Here is a 17,691-nt window from a genome sequence, read left to right on the forward strand (position 1 = left end):
AAACGAGTCAGCGCCGATGATAGTGCGGATTCCCGTGTGAAAGTAGGTCATCGTCAGGCTATTTATTGAAGCCAACCCCCATCAGTGCAAACTGGTGGGGGTTTTGCTTTTGCGGCGCGGGAAATCATGTGTGGGGATATGGGATTAGCTGGGTGCACATATCCCCATGCCCAAAGCCCATCCCATATGCAAATGCGGCTTCTTGATCGTTGCGAGCGGTGGGGACGGCTTGCAAGGGGAATGGTCGACGTTCAATCGATCCTCGCAGTCGCCGGCAAGAACGCGGTCGCGGACGGGTGGGAGCCGGGCGTTCCAACGCCAGCGCTCGTGAGGCCGAGCGCTGCGCCCCCGCAACTCCGGCCTCGCATCAGGTCATTGGCCCGCCCGGGCCGCCCCCGCTCAACCGACTGAACGCGCGCCGCTGTACCGCCCTGTCGAACTGCCTCCCAGCACTTCGCATTTCCCCTCTTGCGGGAGGCTGCGCACTGACCGACGTTAATCCCCCGGCGCTAAGGCGCAAAAAAACCGCCTCGTGGCGGTTTTTGGAAAAGAGGCCGTATGTCCCAGTCGGTTCAGACGTTGAACAGGAAGTGCAGCACATCGCCGTCCTTCACCACATATTCCTTGCCTTCAGCGCGCATCTTGCCGGCATCTTTTGCGCCTTGCTCGCCGCGGTACTGGATGAAGTCGTCGTAGGCGATGGTCTGCGCGCGGATGTAGCCGCGTTCAAAGTCGGTGTGGATGACCGCGGCTGCCTGCGGGCCGGTGTCGCCGATGCGGATGGTCCACGCACGAACCTCCTTCACGCCGGCGGTGAAGTAGGTTTGCAGGCCTAGGAGCTTGAACGCCGCGCGGATGAGGCGATTCAGACCCGGTTCGTCCTGGCCCATTTCGGCCAGGAACATCGCCTTGTCCTCGTCCTCCATTTCGGAGAGCTCGGACTCGGTCTTGGCGCAGATGGCCACCACCGGGCCGTTTTGCGCGGCAGCGTACTCGCGCAAACGATCCAGGAACGGGTTGTTCTCGAAGCCGTCTTCCGACACGTTGCCGACGAACATGGCGGGCTTCGCAGTGATCAGGCACAGCGGCTTGAGAATGGCGCGCTCTTCCTTGCTGAAGTCGATGCTGCGCACCGGCTTGGCTTGGTCCAGCGCGGCCTGGCACTTCTCCAGCACCTTCACCAGAGCGATGGCGTCCTTGTCGCCGGCCCGTGCGACCTTGGTGTAACGGTGCAGGCTCTTCTCCACCGTGCCGAGGTCGGCCAGGCACAGCTCGGTCTGGATGACCTCGATGTCCGCAATCGGATCGACCTTGCCATTGACGTGGATGACGTTCGGGTCTTCAAAGCAGCGAACCACGTTCACGATCGCGTCCGTTTCGCGGATGTGCGACAGGAACTGGTTGCCCAGACCTTCGCCCTTGCTGGCACCGGCGACGAGACCGGCGATGTCGACAAACTCCACCACTGCAGGCAGCACGCGCTCGGGCTTGACGATTTCCGCGAGCGCAGCGAGGCGCGGGTCCGGCAGTTCCACGATGCCGACGTTGGGCTCGATGGTGCAGAACGGGTAGTTCTCGGCGGCGATGCCGGCTTTGGTCAGGGCATTGAAGAGCGTGGACTTGCCGACGTTGGGCAGGCCCACGATGCCGCATTTCAGGCTCATGGCAGGACTTTCTGGTGGAGGCTGCGGCCCTTGGCGCGACCGCAAAACCTGCGATTTTAGTGGGGCGGTGTTGCCGGTGGCCTTGCGCGCCGCCGGAACGGACCGGCTGCCTACAATCGACGGATGCAAAGCGTGGATGTGTTGATCAAAGGTCGTGGTGCCGTGGGCAGTTGCCTGGCGCTGCGGCTGGCTGCACAGGGCCTTCGCGTCGGGCTCACGGGCGGCGAGGCGCCGCCGAGAGCCGACGATGTGCGCACCTACGCGCTCAACGCGGCTTCGGTCGCGCTGCTGCGTGATTTGAAAGTGTGGGATGCGCTGCCTGCCGACGCCGCGACGCCGGTCTTCGACATGGTGATCCATGGCGACGGTGAAGCCAAACGTGCGCCGGGGCGCTTGAGTTTTTCGGCGTGGCAGCAGGGGGTGCGCGAATTGGCGTACATCGTCGACGCTGGTGCGTTGGACGTGCAACTCGCCGCCGCTGTTCGCTTTTCTCCGCACATCCATCAGGTCGAGGCCAACGTGCCGGCCGATTTGGTGGCGGTGTGTGAGGGGCGCGACGCAGCGTCGCGCGAAGCCCTGGGAGTGCGTGTCGATGCCCGCAGTTATGGCCACAGCGCTGTGGCGGCCCGCCTCACAGCCGACCGACCGCATCAGGGCGTGGCGCGGCAATGGTTCGGCCCCTCGGGCGATGTGCTGGCTTTGTTGCCCTTTGACCGCCCCCAGGCCGGGCAGTCGTACGGCTTGGTGTGGTCGTGCCCGCAGGAGCGCGCCCAGCACTTGATGGCACTGAGCCCAACGGAATTCGAGGCGGCGCTGCAGCAGACTGCAGGCGCCACGCCCGGCCAGTTGCAGTTGGCCAGCGAGCGTGCGAGTTGGCCGCTGACGTTGGCCCGGGCCGATGCCGTCAGCGGCGCGGGCTGGGTGCTGCTGGGCGATGCGGCCCACGTGGTCCACCCGCTGGCCGGCCAAGGCCTGAACCTGGGCCTGGGGGACGTTATTGCACTGGCCGCCGTGCTGGCCGAGAAAGAGGCTTGGCGGCCGTTGGGCGACGAGCGCCTGCTGCGCCGCTATGCCCGCGCCCGCCTGGCCCCGACGTTGGCGATGGGCGAGCTGACCGACGCCTTGCAGCGCAGCTTCGCCCATCCGTCGCAAGCCATGCGCATGCTGCGCAATCAAGGGCTCAATGCCCTGGACCATCTGCCCCCCTTGAAGCGTTGGCTCACCCAGCGCGCCCTGGGCCACTGAACCTTCCTGATCAGGACTCCTTCCGTGCTACTTCGTTCCACATTGCTGGCGGCCCTGGTGCTGGGCGCCACGGCGGCTCAGGCCAACGAGGCGGTCATCCGCAAGGCGATTGCCGAGCGCATGCCCAATGCGCCCAAGATCGATGAAGTGCGCCCAGCGGCCATGCCAGGCCTGTGGGAGCTGCGCATCGGCAACGAGATTCGCTACACCGATGCGACTGGCACCTACCTGCTGGAAGGCGAGCTGATCGACCTCAAGGCCAAGCGCAACCTCACGGAGGAGCGGGTCACGCAGTTGAACCGCGTCGATTTCGCCGCCCTGCCGTTCAAGGACGCGCTGATGTGGAAGAACGGCACGGGCAAGCGGCGCATTGCCGTGTTCGCGGACCCGAACTGCGGCTATTGCAAGCGCTTCGAGAAGGGGCTGCAGGAGCTGAAGGACGTGACCGTCTACACCTTCCTGATTCCCATCCTCGGCGGAGATTCCGCCGAGAAGAGCAAGGCCATCTGGTGCGCCAAAGACGGCGTGGGCACCTGGCTCAATTGGATGCTCAAGGGCGAGCAACCGCCCAAGGCACCGGCCGCTTGTGATGACGCCGCCATCGAGCGCAATCTGGCGCTGTCCCGCAAGATCCACGTCAACGGCACACCTGCCATCCTGCTGGAGGACGGCAACCGCATTCCGGGGGCCGTTGGCGCGGTCGAACTGGAGCGGCGCTTGCAGGCGCTCGGCGGCGGCAAGTCCTGACACCATGAGCCCGGACAACCGTCAACTCGTGCACCGGCTGGGGTATGCCGGCCTGCTGCCTTTCGGTTTCGGCGCTGCGCTCACGTGGCTGCTCGGCGGCTACAGCCCGGCGCAGCACGCGTTCGTTGTGGATGGCCTCTCGCGCTACGCGGCGGTGGTCATCTCCTTTCTCGGCGGCATTCATTGGGGCGTGGCGTTTGCCAAGGGCTTGCCGCACCGCGGTGCCTTGATCTGGGGCGTCAGTGCCAGTCTGCTGGGCTGGGTGGCGGCACTGATGCCTGCGTACGCCGGGTTGGCTTTGCATGGCGGGGTGTTGATCGCTTGCTATGTGATGGATCGCCGCCTGTACCCCGTGCTGGGTGTGGCTGAATGGCTGACGCTGCGGTTTCGCCTGACAGCGGTGGCGTCGCTCAGCTGCTTCCTCGCCGCAGCGGGCAGCTGATGAGCGCTGGGCCCCGGTATCGCATCGGGCTGCAGGCACCGGCGGCCCACCGCTTCCAGGTCACGCTGGACGTGCCCGCCCCGGTGGCGGGGCAGCGGGTCAGCTTGCCGGTCTGGATTCCTGGCAGCTACATGGTGCGGGAGTTCGCCAAGCATCTGCAGGACTTGCGCGCCCACCAGTCCGGTGCCGAATGCGCTTTGACGCAAGTCGACAAGGCCACCTGGCAGGTGGCCTGCGCGGCCGACGTGCCGCTGACCTTGACCTACACCGTTTACGCGTTCGACCCTTCCGTGCGTACCGCGTGGCTCGATGACGCCCGGGCGTTTTTCAATGCCAGCAGTCTCTGCCTGCGGGTGCTCGGGCAAGAACATCGTCCTCATCGCCTGACGCTGGCGGATGTCCCAGCCGGCTGGCGCGTGGCCACGGAAATGGCAGTGGATGGCGACGGCTACCTCGCTGCCGACTACGACGAGTTGGTCGATCACCCCTTCGAGCTGGGGGGCCACTGGCAGGGCGAATTCATCGCAGCCGGTGTGCCGCACCGGGTGGTGGTGGCCGGCGCCTGGCCCAGCTTCGACGGGGAGCGCTTGCTGGCGGACGTGCAGCGCATCTGCGAGGCGCAGGTGCAGTTCTGGGGCGAAGCGCCGTTCACACGCTACAGCTTCCTGCTCTGGGCGGTGGACGAGGGCCACGGCGGGCTGGAACACCGGGCCAGCACCGCCTTGATCTGCGCTCGGCGCGAATTGCCGACGAGCGCTGAACCCGCCGCACCCAGCGAAGGCTACCTGCGCCTGCTGGGTTTGTTCAGCCACGAGTACTTCCATGCGTGGAACGTCAAACGCCTGCGGCCGGCCGAGTTCGCGCGGTTCGACTACCAGCGCGAGAACCACACCGAACTGCTGTGGTTCTTCGAGGGCTTCACCAGCTATTACGACGAGCTGATGCTCCGCCGAGCGGGGCTGGTGGACACGCCCCGCTACCTGCAACTGCTGGCGGCCTCGGTGCAGTCAGTGCTGGCCAACCCGGGGCGCCGGGTGCAGGCGCTGGCGCAGGCCAGCTTTGAGGCCTGGACGAAGTACTACCGGCCCGACGAAAACAGCCCCAACGCCACGAGCAACTACTACGCCCAAGGCGCGCTGGTGGCCTTGTGCCTGGACTTGAGCCTGCGCGCGGCCGGGGCCAGTCTGGATGCCCTCATGCGCCGGCTTTGGCAGCAAACACCTGAGGGCTTGCTGACCGAAGCGGCAGTGCTCGCGGCGGTCGCGGACCTGGGCGGTGCCGACCTGGCCCGTCAGCTGCACGCGTGGGTGCATGACACCGGCGAGCTGCCCCTGCAGCCCTTGCTGGCCACGGCCGGCGTGGCCTGGCGCGATGGCGCACGGGCCACGATGGCCCAGCGCCTCGGGCTGCGCGTGCGCGAGAGCGCTTTGACCGGCATCACGGTCACGCATGTGTTGTCGGGCAGCGCGGCGGAACACGCTGGCGTGAATGCCCGCGACGAAATTTTGGGCGCCGACGGGTGGCGTCTGCGCCGCCTGGACGACCTGGCCGCCTTGCAGCCTGCGAGCGGTGCACCTGTTCGGCTGCTGCTGAGTCGGGACCAGCGCCTGGTGGAGCGCGTGCTGACCGTGCCGCCGGCCTCAGCGGCTGCGGGTGGGGTTGCGGCCGGCGTGACCCTGGTGGCCGATCGGCCCGATCCGGCCGGCTGGCCGGCGGCCTGAGCGGACATGCGCCGCGTGCGGCCTCCGGGCCTGCTCGTGTTGGCCGTGCTGGGCCTGCACCTGCTGGCCGGTCACGAGGTGCAGCGCATGCAGGACGGTTGGCGCCGGGACGACACACCGCCCATGCCGCCGCGTATGGCCATGGAATTCACGCAGGCGATGACGCTCAGCGCCCCCCGCCCGGCGGCGCGCGCGCCTGCGCCGCCACCGGCCCCGCCGGCTGTGAGCCCTGCCGCTGTGGCGCACGGAAACGTCCCGGCCGGTGACACCCCTGCGCCGGCTGCGTCAGCGCCCGACCGGGCCGCGTCGGAACCGGCCGCCGCGCGCACGCTTCCCGCGCCCACAGACGCGACCACCGAACCCGCCCTGCCCGTCGCGCCGCAGTCGGCGGCGTCTGCGGCCTCTGCGGCCGCGCCGGACGAGCCCGGGCCCGGGCCCGAGTGGCCGCTGTCCACCCGGCTCAGCTACCAGCTCACGGGGCATTACCGCGGGCCGGTCAGTGGCCAGGCCCAGGTGGAGTGGATGCGCAAGGGCAAGGACTACCAAGTGAGCCTGGACGTCAGCGTGGGGCCGGTGTCGCGCCGCATGCTGAGCCAGGGCACGCTGACCCCGCAGGGCATCGCGCCGCAGCGTTACGACGAGGAAACGCGCGTGCTGCTGCTGGACACGCGGCGCAGCACGGTGTTCTTCCTGGGCGCCGAGGTGCAGTTGGCCACCGGCGTGCGCGAGCGCGCGGCCTTCGGCGGGCAAGACGCTGCCAGCCAGTTCGTGCAGCTGACCTGGCTGTTCCTGACCGGCCGCGAGGTGCTGGAGCCGGGGCGGCTCGTGCAGTTCCCGCTGGTGCTGCCGCGCCGCCAATATGCGTGGCAGTACGAGGTGCTGGGCGAGGAACTGCTGCAAACGCCCATGGGGCCGCTGGCCACCTGGCACCTCAAGCCCACCCGCGTGGCCGTGAGCGGCGACCTGTCGGCCGACGTGTGGCTCGCGCCCGCCCTGCAATACCTGCCGGTGCGCCTGCTGATCCGGCAGGATGCCGACACCTTCATCGACCTCAACCTCCAAGCTGCGCCGCTGCAAGCCGCGCCAGAATCGTCCGACAACCCTTCCCGGAGATCCCGTCCATGACCTACGAATGCATCATCACGTCCGTCCACGGCGACGGCCCGCGCAAGACGGCGCTGATCACGCTGAACCGCCCCAAGGCGCTGAATGCGCTGAACGACCAACTCATGGACGAGATGGGCGAGGCCCTGCTGGCCTTCGATGCGGATGACAGCATCGGCTGCATCGTGCTGACCGGCTCTGAGCGGGCCTTTGCCGCGGGGGCCGACATCCCCACCATGCTGCCGCACACCTTCGCTTCAGCGTTCAAGAGCGGCCTGATCTCCAAGAACTGGGAAACCATCCTGCAGGTGCGCAAGCCAGTCATCGCGGCGGTGGCGGGTTTCGCACTGGGCGGGGGCTGCGAGCTGGCCATGATGTGCGACTTCATCATTGCGGCCGACACCGCCAAGTTCGGCCAGCCCGAGATCAAGCTGGGCATCGTGCCCGGTGCGGGTGGCACGCAGCGCCTGCCGCGCGCGGTGGGCAAGAGCAAGGCCATGGACCTGCTGCTGACCGCCCGCATGATGGCCGCCGCCGAGGCCGAGACCGCCGGCCTGGTGTCTCGCGTGGTGCCGGCCGACAAGCTGATGGAGGAAGCCCTGGCCGCCGCGGAAACCATCAACGGCTTCAGCGCGCCCTCGGTCATGCTGATCAAGGAACTCGTGAACCTGGCCTTCCAGGGCCCGTTGACCGACGGCGTGGCCGTGGAGCGCCGCTACTTCCACGCGCTGTTCGGCAGCCACGACCAGCGCGAAGGCATGGAGGCCTTCCTGGCCAAGCGAGCCCCGAACTTCGAGCACCGCTGATTGATTGTTTTTGTGGCGGTGCGGGCGGGTGGGGACTCAAACTATTTGCAAATCGTAAACAGTAAGTTCCCGCCACCCTAGTGTTTCTACCGAGATCGACTCCCTACAGTTCAGGCCATGGACACCGCGGTCGCGATGTCCGAAAGACCCCCACGCAGGACGTTCCTGCCCGTACTGAAGGAGCCCGTCATGAGCAAGCTGTCCACCGTCATCGCCGCCGCCCTGTTGATCGCCGCCGGCGCCGCCTCGGCCCAAACCGCCTCGCCGACCCGCGAGCAAGTCATTGCCGACTTGGTGGCCGCCCGCAACAGCGGCGAACTGGCCGCCATCCAAGGCGAAAAGGGCGTTGAAGTGACCACGCCCGCCACGGCCAAGGCTGCGGCCGTCGCCACCGTGAAGCTGCCCCGCCAAGCCGTGCTGACCGTCAAGCCGACGGACGTGCGCGTTGACGAAAAGACCGCTGCCGCGCTGGCCGCTGACCATGGCGAGAACGCCGCCCGCGAACTCGGGGATTTCCCGGCCCCGAATGTGCGTCGCGCCTCGGCCCTGGCCGCTCGCTAAACACGCGAACGAAACAAAGCGGTTTCAAGTGAACGAAAGGCGACCCGAAAGGGTCGCTTTTTTGTTGCCTGCATTCCTAGAATCCGCCGCCCACCCAAACAACCGGGCCTTGGAGACACGATGGGAATGCAAAAGATGTGGGTGGCCGGCGCCTTGCTGGCTGCAACTTTGAAAGCGCTTGCGGCCGGGCCGGTGGTGGGTGTGAGCTGGTCCAACTTCCAGGAAGAGCGCTGGAAGACCGACGAGGCCGCCATCAAGGCCGAACTGGCCCGCTTGGGTGCGAGCTACGTGAGCGCGGATGCCGGAGGCTCGCCCGAGAAGCAGATCGGTGACGTCGAGTCGCTGCTGGCCAAGGGCGCCAAGGTGCTCATCATCCTGGCCATGGACAAGGACGCCATCGTCCCTGCGCTGAACAAGGCCAAGGCCCGCAAGGTGCCGGTGGTGGCCTATGACCGGCTCATCGAAGCGCCCGAGGTGTTCTACCTGACCTTCGACAACCGCGAGGTCGGCCGCCTGCAAGCCAAGGCCGTGCTGGCCGCCAAGCCGCAGGGCCGCTACGTGATGATCAAGGGCTCGCCCAGCGACCCGAATGCCGACTTCCTGCGCGCCGGCCAGCAGGACGCCCTGGCCGATGTGGTGAAGAAGGGCGACGTGAAGATCGTGGCCGAGGAATACACCGACGGCTGGAAGCCCGAGGTTGCGCAAAAGAACATGGAGCAGATCCTCACCAAGCTCAAGGGTGGGGTGGACGCCGTGGTGGCCAGCAACGACGGCACGGCAGGCGGCGCCATTGCGGCACTCGCCGGCAAGGGCATCAAGGGCGTGCCGGTCAGCGGCCAGGACGCCGACCACGCCGCGCTGAACCGCATTGCGCTCGGCACGCAGACCGTGTCCGTCTGGAAGGACTCGCGCGCGCTGGGCAAGGAAGCCGCCGCGGCCGCGGTGCAGCTGGCCGCGGGCCAGAAGGTGCCGGGTGCGGCGCCCTGGGCGGGCGGTGAACGCAAGGTCAGCCTGCAGGCCAAGTTCCTGGCGCCCGTGGCCATCACGCAAGCCAACCTGGGCGACGTGATCAGCGCCGGCTGGGTGCCCAAGGCCGTGGTCTGCAAGGGCGTGGACGCCGCCAAGGCCCCGGCCGCCTGCAAGTAAGGACCGCGATGAACGCCCAGACCCAGCGGCTCGCCGTGATGGCGGCCGTGCTGGTGGCCATTGCCATCGGCTTTCATGTGCTCACCGGCAGCTTCCTGACGGCGGAGAACCTCTACAACATCGCGCAGCAGACGGCGGTGGTCGGCATCGTCGCCAGCGGCATGGCCCTGATCATCGTGGCGCGCCAGATCGACCTCGCCGTGGGCTCGCTGCTCGGCGCCGTGGGCGTGCTGATGGCCTGGCTGCAATACACGCAGGGCTGGTCGGTCATCGCCTCGCTGTTCGCGGGCCTGGGCCTGGCGCTGGCCGTGGGGCTGTTCCAGGGCTGGCTGTCGGCAGTCATCGGCATTCCGTCCTTCGTCGTCACGCTGGGCGGGCTGGTGTCGCTGCGCGGCGCGGCCTTCCTGATTGCCGACGGCAAGACCCAACCCGTCACCGAGCCCTGGCTGCTGGCCTTGGGTGGCGGGCTGGACGGCTCGCTGGGTGAGCAGGGCAGCTGGCTGCTGGGCGTTGCCCTGATTGCGCTGATGTGGGGCTGGCAGGCGGTGCAACGCCGGGCGCTGGCGCGCGCCGGTGGCGAGGCGGGCAACGCCCAGCATGCGTTGCTGAAGGCCGGCCTGTCAGCGCTGGCGGTGCTGGTCACCGTGGCTGTGTTCAATGCCTACAAGATCGAAGGCCAGGAGCAGGGCCAAGGTTTGCCGCTGCCACTGGTGATCTGGGTGGCCGTCGTGCTGCTGCTGGGCTTCGTGGCCAAGCACACGCGCTTCGGCCGCTACGTCTACGCCATCGGCGGCAACCCCGATGCGGCGCGGCTGGCGGGCATTCCGGTGCGGCGCGTGATGATCCAGTTGAACCTGCTGTTGGCAGCCCTGGTCGCCCTGGCCGCCGTCGTCGCGATGGCGCGCCTGAATGCCGGCACGAACTCGATGGGCACGGGCATGGAGCTCACCGTCATCGCCGCAGCCGTCATCGGCGGCGTGAGCCTGGCCGGCGGCGCCGGCAGCGTGGGCGGCACGGTGCTGGGGGCCCTCATCATCCAGAGCATCGACTCGGGCCTGCTGCTGACCGATGTGTCCATCGGCTGGCGCATGGTGGTGCTGGGCCAGGTGCTGGTTGCGGCCGTGGTGTTCGATCGCGTGGTGCAGAAATGACGGCTCTTCTCGAAGTGCGCGGTGCGCGCAAATCGTTCGGCGGTGTGCACGCGGTCGATGGCGTGTCCCTGAGCCTGGCGCCCGGTGAAGTGCTGGCCGTGCTGGGCCACAACGGCGCGGGCAAATCCACGTTGATGCAGATGCTGGCCGGCGCGCTGCCGTTCGATGGCGGCGAGCTGCTGCTGAACGGCCAGCCGGTGAAGTTCGCGAGCCCGGCCGATTCCCGCGCCGCCGGCATCGAGACCATCCACCAGAAGCTGGCGCTGGCCGACAACCTGGATTCGGTCGCCAACCTCTTCCTCGGCCGCGAGCTGCGCACCCGCTTCGGCCTGCTGGACGACGCCGCCATGCGCGCGGCCGCCGTGCCGCTGTTCGCGCGGCTCAACCCCAACTTCAAGAACATTGCCGACCCGGTGCAGTCGCTCTCCGGCGGCCAGCGTCAGGTGGTGGCGATTGCGCGGGCGCTGCAGTTCAAGGCCCGCGTGCTCATCATGGACGAGCCCTGCGCGGCGCTGGGGCCGAGCGAAACCGCCATGGTGCACGACCTGATCCGCCGCCTCGCGGCCGAGGGCGTGGGCATCCTGCTCGTCACCCACGACATGCCGGACGTGTTCGCCCTGTCGAACCGGCTGATGGTGATGAAAAACGGCCGCCTGGTCGGGGTGACGCAGACGGCCGCGGTGACCGAGGACGAAGTGCTGGCGATGATCATCGCGGGCAAGCCGGCTGCGGCCTGCCTGCCCGCTTGATCAGGCCTCCCGCCGCAGTGCGGGGAACAGGATCACGTCGCGGATCGACGGGCTGTCGGTGATCAGCATCATCAGCCGGTCGATGCCGATGCCGCAGCCGCCGGTCGGGGGCATGCCGTACTCCAGCGCGCGAATGAAGTCGGCGTCGAAGAACATCGCTTCCTCGTCGCCGGCGTCCTTGTTGGCCACCTGAGCCTGGAAGCGCGCGGCCTGGTCTTCCGCGTCGTTCAGCTCCGAGAAGCCGTTCGCGTACTCGCGGCCGGTGATGAAGAGCTCGAAGCGCTCGGTGATCTTGGGGTTGGCGTCCGACGCGCGGGCCAGGGGCGACACCTCGACGGGGTAGTCGATGATGAAGGTCGGCTCCCACAGCTTTTCTTCCACCACCGCCTCGAACAGGCCGAACTGCAGCTCAGCCAGGCTCCAGCGGGCGGGAGCGTCTTCACCGGCCGCCACGATCTTGGCGCGCAGCACGTCGGGGTTGTCAGCCTCAGCTTCGGTCAGGCCCGCGTAGCGGATCAGCGAGTCCCGCACCGAGACGCGGGCGAAGGGCTTGTCCAAAGCGACGGGCTTGCCGGCGTAGGTCAGCGCGGCGCTGCCGGTGGCGGCAATCGCGGCGTGGCGCAGCACGGCCTCGGTGAAGTCCATCTGGTCGTGATGCGTCCAGTAGGCCGCATAGAACTCCATCATCGTGAACTCGGGGTTGTGCCGGACCGAGATGCCTTCGTTGCGGAAGTTGCGGTTGATCTCGAACACACGCTCGAAGCCGCCCACCACCAGGCGCTTGAGGTAGAGCTCCGGCGCGATGCGCAGGTACATCTCCTGGTCCAGCGCGTTGTGGTGGGTGATGAAGGGCTTGGCATTCGCGCCGCCCGGGATGGGGTGGAGCATCGGCGTCTCCACTTCCAGGAAGCCGTGGTCCACCATGAAGCTGCGAATGGCCGACACCGCCTTGGAGCGCGCGGTGAAGCGCTTGCGGGCGTCTTCGTCGGTGATGAGGTCGACGTAGCGCTGGCGGTACTTCTGCTCCTGGTCGGTCATGCCGTGGAACTTGTCCGGCAGCGGGCGCAGGCTCTTGGTCAGCAGGCGCAGCGTCGTCACGACGACGGACAGCTCACCCGTCTTGGTGCGCATCAGCGTGCCTTCGGCGCCCAGGATGTCGCCCAGGTCCCAGTGCTTGAAGGCGTCGTAAACCTCGGCGCCGACGTTGTCGATGGTCACGCGCAGCTGGATGCGGCCGGTGGCGTCCTGGAGCGTGCAAAAGCTCGCCTTGCCCATCATGCGCTTGAGCATCATGCGACCGGCCACGCTGACCTTGATCGCCTGAGGCTCCAGCTCCTCATTCGGCACCTGCCCGTACTGCGCCTGCAGCGGCTCAGCGCGGTGCTGCGGCTTGAAATCGTTGGGGAAGGGCACCGGCGTGGCGGCCCGCAAAGCGGCCAGTTTGCTGCGGCGCTCGGCGATCAGTTGGTTGTCATCTGCCTGAGCGGGGAGGGCGGGGGTGGGAGTGGCTTGATTCATTGCGGGCCTTAGTCGAACCAGCGATTTTAGAATCGCGCGCCCCCTATGAGCCTGACGCGCGCCACCTTCACCTTGCTTGCCGGCAGCGCGCTGGCGCAAACGCTCCCCCTATTGCTCGGGCCGTGGATCGCCCGGCTGTACACGCCGGACGAGTACGGGCAGTTCTCTCTGGTCTGGACGGTGGCCAGCAATCTGGCCGTGGTGGGCTGTGCGCGTTACGAGTTTGCACTGGCGCTGGAGACGGAGGAGTCCGGGGCGGCGACGCTGCTGTCGCTTTGCCTGCGGGTGTGGCTGGCGGTGGTCGCTGCAGCCGTATTGATGGGGGCGGTGTGGATGCTGTGGGCCAACTTGGCCCTAGCGGCCTGGCTTCCGTTGGCCGTGGCGGCCGCTTCGGCCAGCCAGGCTCTGGGTCAATGGGCCGCGCGGGCCGGTCGTTTTGGGGCATTGGCTTGGGCGCGTTTCGTGCAGTGGGGCGGGGCGGCCGTGGCGCAGGTCGGGTTGGGATTGATGCAGGCAGGGCCTTGGGGGTTGCTCGCCGGCGCCACGCTGGGAGCCGCCGCTGCGGCCCTGATTCAGGCGCGCCCCGCCCCAACGGGCGGCTGGCGTGGGCTTCTGGGGGAACACGCGTGGCGGGAGTCCGCCCGGCAGCACAAGGACTTTCCGCTCCTCAACACCCCGCATGCGTTTGCAGGCGCTTTGCAAGACACCCTGACCTTGGCCCTGCTCACTGCGTGGCTGGGTGGCGCCGAGGCGGGTGCCTGGGCGCTGGCCCTTCGTTACTTGAAGGCGCCTGCTTCGCTGGTGGGCGGTGCGGTGTCTCAGGTGCTGTACCCGCAGCTGACACGCAGCACATGCGCGGGTCAATCCCGCACGTTGGTGCAGCGCCACTTGATGCTGCTGGCCGCGCTGGCCCTGCCTTTGATGGCCGTTCTCTTGGCGGGTGGGCCCTGGTTGTTTGGATTGGCGTTCGGTCCAGAATGGGCCGCGGCAGGCGAGTTGGCCCGGTCGCTTGCGCCGTATGTCGCTTTTCACTTCATCGCGTCGCCGCTGTCGGTGGTGCCGCTGGCCTGGGGCTGCCAGGCGTGGGCCTTGAAGTTGGCCGCGGTGGGCCAGTTTGTGTTCTTGGCCGGGCTCGGGGTTGGATTGGCGCTTGGGGGGCTGGTGGGCGCGGGTTGGGGCGTGTCGGCGGTCACCTCGTGCTACTTTGGCTACTTTTTTTGGGGCTTGCTGCAGCGTGCTCCTGTGATCGAGGAGAAACGGTGAAGGCAAGCCTGACCCGGCGCATGTGGCAGCCGATGAAGCAACTGATTTCGCGCCTGTGGGGGCCGCGGATGGTTGGGGGCTTTGTGAGGGGCGACGGAGAGTTCTTGCCTCACACCCGCGTCAGCAACAGCGCCGTTGTGTTTGCCCGTGATCGGCTGAATGTGGGCGACCATGTCTTCATTGGCCATTTCAGCGTGCTCGATGCCACCTACGGCCTGCGGATCGGCGAAGGTTGCCAAATCGGCTTCTTTACAGGCGTGTTCACACACTCCAGCCATGCTGCCATTCGGCTGTACGGACGGGCGTACGTGCAGGTGCCGGAGAAGCAGGCGTACTTCACCGCACCCGTTGAGCTAGGACCGTATTGCTTCGTGGGTGCACACGCCACGCTGTTGCCGGGAACGCGACTGGGAAAGGGGTGTCTCGTGTCCGCCTACAGTCTCGTGCAAGGTGAATTCCCGGACTACGCCATCGTGGCTGGCCAGCCCGCCCGCGTTGTCGGCGATACGCGAAAAAAGGATGCCCAGTTGCTGCGGCAGCACCCGGAACTTGCGGTCCACTACCAAGCTTGGGCGGGAGAGTTGCCTTGATGCGACCAACGTTGACGGGTGGCCTCAAGCTCGTGCTGATTGGCGACGGGGAAAGCCCTCACCTCCTGAAATGGGCCCGAGCTCTGCAACCACGCGTGCAACTGCACGCCATCTCGTCCCGGGGCTTTTTGCCCGAATTTCACCAACTGCTGCCCGATGCCCGTCGCCTGGCGCTGAACACCGCACCCGAGCATGGCGGCGGCAACATCGCCTTGGTCAAGCAGTTGCCGAAGGTGGGTGCGTGGCTCGCGGATGCCGACGCCGACTGGCTGCATGCCCACTACCTCACCTCCCATGGCACGCTGGCCTGGGCGGCGAAGCTGGGTTGGCGGCTGCGGGCGCAGATTGCCGGCTCGGCTTGGGGCAGCGACATTCTTGTCACACCCAATCGGGGCGCCAGCTGGAAGTGGCTGACGAAGAAGGCTTTGCGAAGTTGCGCCATCACCACCTCCGACTCGCTCCACATGGCCGATCGGATGCGTGAGCTCGGCGCAGGCGAGGTCATGACCTTCCCGTTTGGCTTGGAGGCTTTGCCCAAGCAGAACGTGACCAAGCAACCGTGGTTGTGCTTTGCCAACCGGGGCCTGGAGTCGATTTATCGTCCTGAACGGGTCATCGAGGCGTTCGCGCGGATTGTTGCGATGCACCCGGACGCTCGGCTGGTGGTGGCCAACGACGGATCGCTGCGCGCTGCGGTGGAAAGACTCGTTGCCGCGCGCGGCCTGGCCGACAAAGTCTGTTTCGTCGGCCGGCTGGATGCCCAGGCGCAAGCGGCGCACTATGCCCGCTCGACCTGGTTCTTGAGCCTGCCCGAGAGCGACTCGGTGTCTGTCTCCGTGCTGGAGGCCATGGCGCATGGATGCGTGCCGCTGCTGTCCGAACTGCCGGCCAACCGCGAACTGATCGGCCAACTTGAGGATCATGAAGCGCGCGGCTTGATCGTTGATTCGCTGGACGACCTGCCGACCCGCATGGCAGCGCTGGATGCGGCGCGGCTGGGTGCGTCCAACCGCCAATGGGTGGCAGCCCATGGTCTTTTCGAGCCTCACGTGCAGCGGTTCCTCACGCGCCTGAAGGAACTCACGCCCACATGAGACTCCTCCTCATCAACCACTACGCCGGCTCCCCCGCCCATGGCATGGAGTTCCGTCCGTACTACCTCGCCCGCGAGTGGGTGAGGGCGGGGCATGAGGTGACCATCGTGGCGGCCAGTTACTCGCACGTGCGGGCCGTGCAGCCGCAGATGTCGGGTCTGCCGCGCGAAGAGTTCATCGACGGCATTCGTTACCGCTGGCTGCCCACGCCGCACTACGCCGGCAACGGCATCGGTCGGCTGCGCAACATCCTGTCGTTCCTGCGGCAACTGCGGGCTGACGCCTGGCGCTTGACGCGTGAGTTCCGGCCGGATGCGGTCATTGCCTCCAGCACCTATCCGATGGATGTCTGGGTGGCCAGGAAACTGGCCACGCTTGCGAAGGCCAAGCTGGTCTACGAAGTGCATGACCTTTGGCCGCTGTCGCTGATCGAGTTGTCGGGCATGTCGCCCCGGCATCCGTTCGCGCTGATGTGCGGCAAGGCGGAAGCCGACGCCTACCGGGACGCGGACCGTGTCGTTTCGATGCTGCCGTGCGTGCACGCGCACATGGCCTCGCGCGGGTTGGACCTGTCCAAGCTGCACATCGTGCCCAACGGCTTTGCACCGGAGGAGTGGCACGGCGAGTCTGCCCCGCTCGGCGCCACGCTGCAGGCACACCTGGACGCTGAGCGTGCGGCGGGCCGCGTGGTGGTGGGGTATGCCGGCTCCATGGGCCTGCCCAACGCGCTGGACGTGTTGCTGGACGCCGCAGCCCAGTTGAAGGACGCACTGTTGAGCTTCGTGCTCGTTGGCGGCGGGCATGAGGCCACGCGGCTGGCGGAGCGAGCCGCGGCCGAGGGGCTCCACCACGTGCGCTTTTTTGCACCCATCCCAAAGGCGCAGATCCCGACGTTGCTGCGTCACTTCGACATCGCCTACATCGGCTGGCAGCGCACGCCCATCTACCGCTTTGGCATTGCGCCGAACAAGTTGATCGACTACCTGATGGCCGAGCGCGCGGTGCTGCATTCGGTGGAGGCCGGCAACGACCCCGTGGCCGAGGCCGGCGCCGGCTTGACCGTGCCGCCCGAAGACCCCACCGCGGTGGCGCAGGGCCTGCGCCAACTGGCCGCGCTGACCCCACAGCAGCGCGCTGCCATGGGCGCGCAAGGGCGGGCCTACGCCGAGTCGCGCCACGCGTACCCGGTGCTGGCGCAACGCTTCATCGAGGCCCTGTCATGACCGAGTTGGACCAGATCGCCCAGCGCTACGCGCGCCGTGACGCGGGCGACCGCTACAGCCTGCTGCGCCCCGAGGTGTGGCAGATGTGGCAGGAGCGCCAGCGTGCACTGCTGCGCTTGCTGGCGCAGCGCCCTGGTCGGCCGGAGGACTGGCGGGCCACCGAGGTGGGCTGCGGCGCGGGCGGCAACCTGCTGGACCTACTGCGGCTGGGCTTGCAGCCCGCGCACCTGACCGGCATCGAGCTGCTGCCCGAGCGTCTGTCTGCCGCCCGCGCGGCGCTGCCCGAGGGCGTGCGGCTGCTGGCGGGCGACGCGTCCGCTGCGCCGGTGGCCGATGGCAGCCAAGACCTGGTGCTGCAGTCCACCGTGTTCTCGTCCATCCTGGACGACGCGCTGCAAGAGCGCGTGGCCGAGGCCATGTGGCGCTGGCTCAAGCCAGGTGGCGCCGTGGTCTGGTACGACTTCACCTTCAACAACCCCCGCAACCCGGATGTGCGCGGCGTGCCGCTGGCGCGGGTGCGGCAGCTCTTTCCTGCCGGCCACTTCACAGCGCGGCGCGTCACGCTCGCGCCCCCGCTGGCCCGCGCGCTGCCCCTGGCCTACGGCCTGCTGAACCTGGTGCCCTGGCTGCGCACCCACCGCCTGGTGCTGATCACCAAGCCCTGATC

General features: G+C 67.6%; 17 protein-coding genes. 15 read left to right on the forward strand and 2 right to left on the reverse strand.

The window, feature by feature from the left end:
- Positions 1-572: 572 nt before the first annotated feature.
- Complete coding sequence (ychF, locus tag ACG01O_RS18690; RefSeq protein WP_394386919.1) at positions 573-1,664, reverse strand: redox-regulated ATPase YchF; 1,092 nt, start codon at positions 1,662-1,664, stop codon at positions 573-575.
- Between the two features lie 123 nt (positions 1,665-1,787).
- Between ychF and ACG01O_RS18695 the strand changes: the two genes are divergently transcribed.
- The 10 genes from ACG01O_RS18695 (at position 1,788) to ACG01O_RS18740 (ending at position 11,336) form a co-directional block, all read left to right on the forward strand.
- Positions 1,788-2,909 (forward strand): FAD-dependent monooxygenase, encoded by a 1,122-nt coding sequence (locus tag ACG01O_RS18695; protein ID WP_394386920.1) that lies wholly within the window; start codon positions 1,788-1,790, stop codon positions 2,907-2,909.
- Between the two features lie 24 nt (positions 2,910-2,933).
- On the forward strand, positions 2,934-3,656 hold the full coding sequence (locus ACG01O_RS18700; RefSeq protein ID WP_394386921.1) for a DsbC family protein: 723 nt from the start codon (positions 2,934-2,936) through the stop codon (positions 3,654-3,656).
- Positions 3,657-3,660: 4 nt separating this feature from the next.
- On the forward strand, positions 3,661-4,098 hold the full coding sequence (locus tag ACG01O_RS18705; RefSeq protein ID WP_394386922.1) for a DUF3429 domain-containing protein: 438 nt from the start codon (positions 3,661-3,663) through the stop codon (positions 4,096-4,098).
- Positions 4,098-5,819, forward strand: a complete 1,722-nt coding sequence (locus ACG01O_RS18710; RefSeq protein WP_394386923.1) for a M61 family metallopeptidase — start codon at positions 4,098-4,100, stop codon at positions 5,817-5,819. Before ACG01O_RS18705 ends, ACG01O_RS18710 begins: the two co-directional genes overlap by 1 nt.
- Positions 5,820-5,834: 15 nt before the next feature.
- A complete protein-coding gene (locus ACG01O_RS18715; protein ID WP_394386924.1) occupies positions 5,835-6,944 on the forward strand; it encodes a DUF3108 domain-containing protein in 1,110 nt (369 codons plus the stop codon).
- Complete coding sequence (locus tag ACG01O_RS18720; protein WP_394386925.1) at positions 6,941-7,729, forward strand: enoyl-CoA hydratase; 789 nt, start codon at positions 6,941-6,943, stop codon at positions 7,727-7,729. The genes ACG01O_RS18715 and ACG01O_RS18720 overlap by 4 nt, the downstream gene beginning before the upstream one ends.
- A 189-nt stretch (positions 7,730-7,918) precedes the next feature.
- Positions 7,919-8,290, forward strand: a complete 372-nt coding sequence (locus tag ACG01O_RS18725; RefSeq protein WP_394386926.1) for a DUF4148 domain-containing protein — start codon at positions 7,919-7,921, stop codon at positions 8,288-8,290.
- A 126-nt stretch (positions 8,291-8,416) separates the two neighbouring features.
- The gene (locus ACG01O_RS18730) at positions 8,417-9,436 is read left to right on the forward strand and encodes a substrate-binding domain-containing protein (RefSeq protein ID WP_394387230.1); all 1,020 of its coding nucleotides are present in this window, start codon (positions 8,417-8,419) and stop codon (positions 9,434-9,436) included.
- Positions 9,437-9,444: 8 nt separating this feature from the next.
- Complete coding sequence (locus tag ACG01O_RS18735; RefSeq protein ID WP_394386927.1) at positions 9,445-10,587, forward strand: sugar ABC transporter permease; 1,143 nt, start codon at positions 9,445-9,447, stop codon at positions 10,585-10,587.
- Positions 10,584-11,336, forward strand: a complete 753-nt coding sequence (locus ACG01O_RS18740) for an ATP-binding cassette domain-containing protein (protein ID WP_394386928.1) — start codon at positions 10,584-10,586, stop codon at positions 11,334-11,336. Before ACG01O_RS18735 ends, ACG01O_RS18740 begins: the two co-directional genes overlap by 4 nt.
- On the opposite strand, the gene lysS is transcribed toward ACG01O_RS18740, so the two are convergent.
- Positions 11,337-12,854: a lysine--tRNA ligase gene (gene lysS / locus ACG01O_RS18745; protein WP_394386929.1), complete on the reverse strand. Its 1,518-nt coding sequence runs from the start codon at positions 12,852-12,854 to the stop codon at positions 11,337-11,339. It lies immediately after the preceding gene.
- A gap of 45 nt (positions 12,855-12,899) precedes the next feature.
- Here lysS and ACG01O_RS18750 point away from each other — a divergent pair, with 45 nt between their 5' ends.
- Genes ACG01O_RS18750 through ACG01O_RS18770 form a run of 5 tightly spaced genes read left to right on the forward strand, consistent with a single transcriptional unit; the run spans position 12,900 to position 17,689 of the window.
- Positions 12,900-14,117 (forward strand): lipopolysaccharide biosynthesis protein, encoded by a 1,218-nt coding sequence (locus ACG01O_RS18750; protein WP_394386930.1) that lies wholly within the window; start codon positions 12,900-12,902, stop codon positions 14,115-14,117.
- The gene (locus tag ACG01O_RS18755; protein WP_394386931.1) at positions 14,114-14,707 is read left to right on the forward strand and encodes an acyltransferase; all 594 of its coding nucleotides are present in this window, start codon (positions 14,114-14,116) and stop codon (positions 14,705-14,707) included. Before ACG01O_RS18750 ends, ACG01O_RS18755 begins: the two co-directional genes overlap by 4 nt.
- 32 nt (positions 14,708-14,739) lie before the next feature.
- On the forward strand, positions 14,740-15,801 hold the full coding sequence (locus ACG01O_RS18760) for a glycosyltransferase (protein WP_394386932.1): 1,062 nt from the start codon (positions 14,740-14,742) through the stop codon (positions 15,799-15,801).
- Positions 15,798-17,024 carry a glycosyltransferase family 4 protein gene (locus ACG01O_RS18765; protein WP_394386933.1) on the forward strand — a complete coding sequence of 409 codons (1,227 nt, stop codon included), beginning with the start codon at positions 15,798-15,800 and terminating at the stop codon, positions 17,022-17,024. Before ACG01O_RS18760 ends, ACG01O_RS18765 begins: the two co-directional genes overlap by 4 nt.
- Entirely contained in the window at positions 17,021-17,689 is a 669-nt protein-coding gene (locus ACG01O_RS18770) for a class I SAM-dependent methyltransferase (protein ID WP_394386934.1), read from the forward strand. The genes ACG01O_RS18765 and ACG01O_RS18770 overlap by 4 nt, the downstream gene beginning before the upstream one ends.
- Positions 17,690-17,691 lie beyond the last annotated feature (2 nt).

The organism is Pelomonas baiyunensis, from assembly GCF_043555935.1.
Classification (GTDB): domain Bacteria; phylum Pseudomonadota; class Gammaproteobacteria; order Burkholderiales; family Burkholderiaceae_C; genus Pelomonas; species Pelomonas baiyunensis.

Excerpts from the sequence above, each read along its gene's own strand:
- ychF (WP_394386919.1), bottom strand. The coding sequence starts at position 1,664 with ATGAGCCTGAAATGCGGCATCGTGGGCCTGCCCAACGTCGGCAAGTCC.
- ACG01O_RS18695 (WP_394386920.1), top strand. The coding sequence starts at position 1,788 with ATGCAAAGCGTGGATGTGTTGATCAAAGGTCGTGGTGCCGTGGGCAGT.
- ACG01O_RS18705 (WP_394386922.1), top strand. The coding sequence starts at position 3,661 with ATGAGCCCGGACAACCGTCAACTCGTGCACCGGCTGGGGTATGCCGGC.
- ACG01O_RS18710 (WP_394386923.1), top strand. The coding sequence starts at position 4,098 with ATGAGCGCTGGGCCCCGGTATCGCATCGGGCTGCAGGCACCGGCGGCC.
- ACG01O_RS18720 (WP_394386925.1), top strand. The coding sequence starts at position 6,941 with ATGACCTACGAATGCATCATCACGTCCGTCCACGGCGACGGCCCGCGC.
- ACG01O_RS18725 (WP_394386926.1), top strand. The coding sequence starts at position 7,919 with ATGAGCAAGCTGTCCACCGTCATCGCCGCCGCCCTGTTGATCGCCGCC.
- ACG01O_RS18730 (WP_394387230.1), top strand. The coding sequence starts at position 8,417 with ATGCAAAAGATGTGGGTGGCCGGCGCCTTGCTGGCTGCAACTTTGAAA.
- ACG01O_RS18735 (WP_394386927.1), top strand. The coding sequence starts at position 9,445 with ATGAACGCCCAGACCCAGCGGCTCGCCGTGATGGCGGCCGTGCTGGTG.
- ACG01O_RS18740 (WP_394386928.1), top strand. The coding sequence starts at position 10,584 with ATGACGGCTCTTCTCGAAGTGCGCGGTGCGCGCAAATCGTTCGGCGGT.
- lysS (WP_394386929.1), bottom strand. The coding sequence starts at position 12,854 with ATGAATCAAGCCACTCCCACCCCCGCCCTCCCCGCTCAGGCAGATGAC.
- ACG01O_RS18750 (WP_394386930.1), top strand. The coding sequence starts at position 12,900 with ATGAGCCTGACGCGCGCCACCTTCACCTTGCTTGCCGGCAGCGCGCTG.
- ACG01O_RS18765 (WP_394386933.1), top strand. The coding sequence starts at position 15,798 with ATGAGACTCCTCCTCATCAACCACTACGCCGGCTCCCCCGCCCATGGC.
- ACG01O_RS18770 (WP_394386934.1), top strand. The coding sequence starts at position 17,021 with ATGACCGAGTTGGACCAGATCGCCCAGCGCTACGCGCGCCGTGACGCG.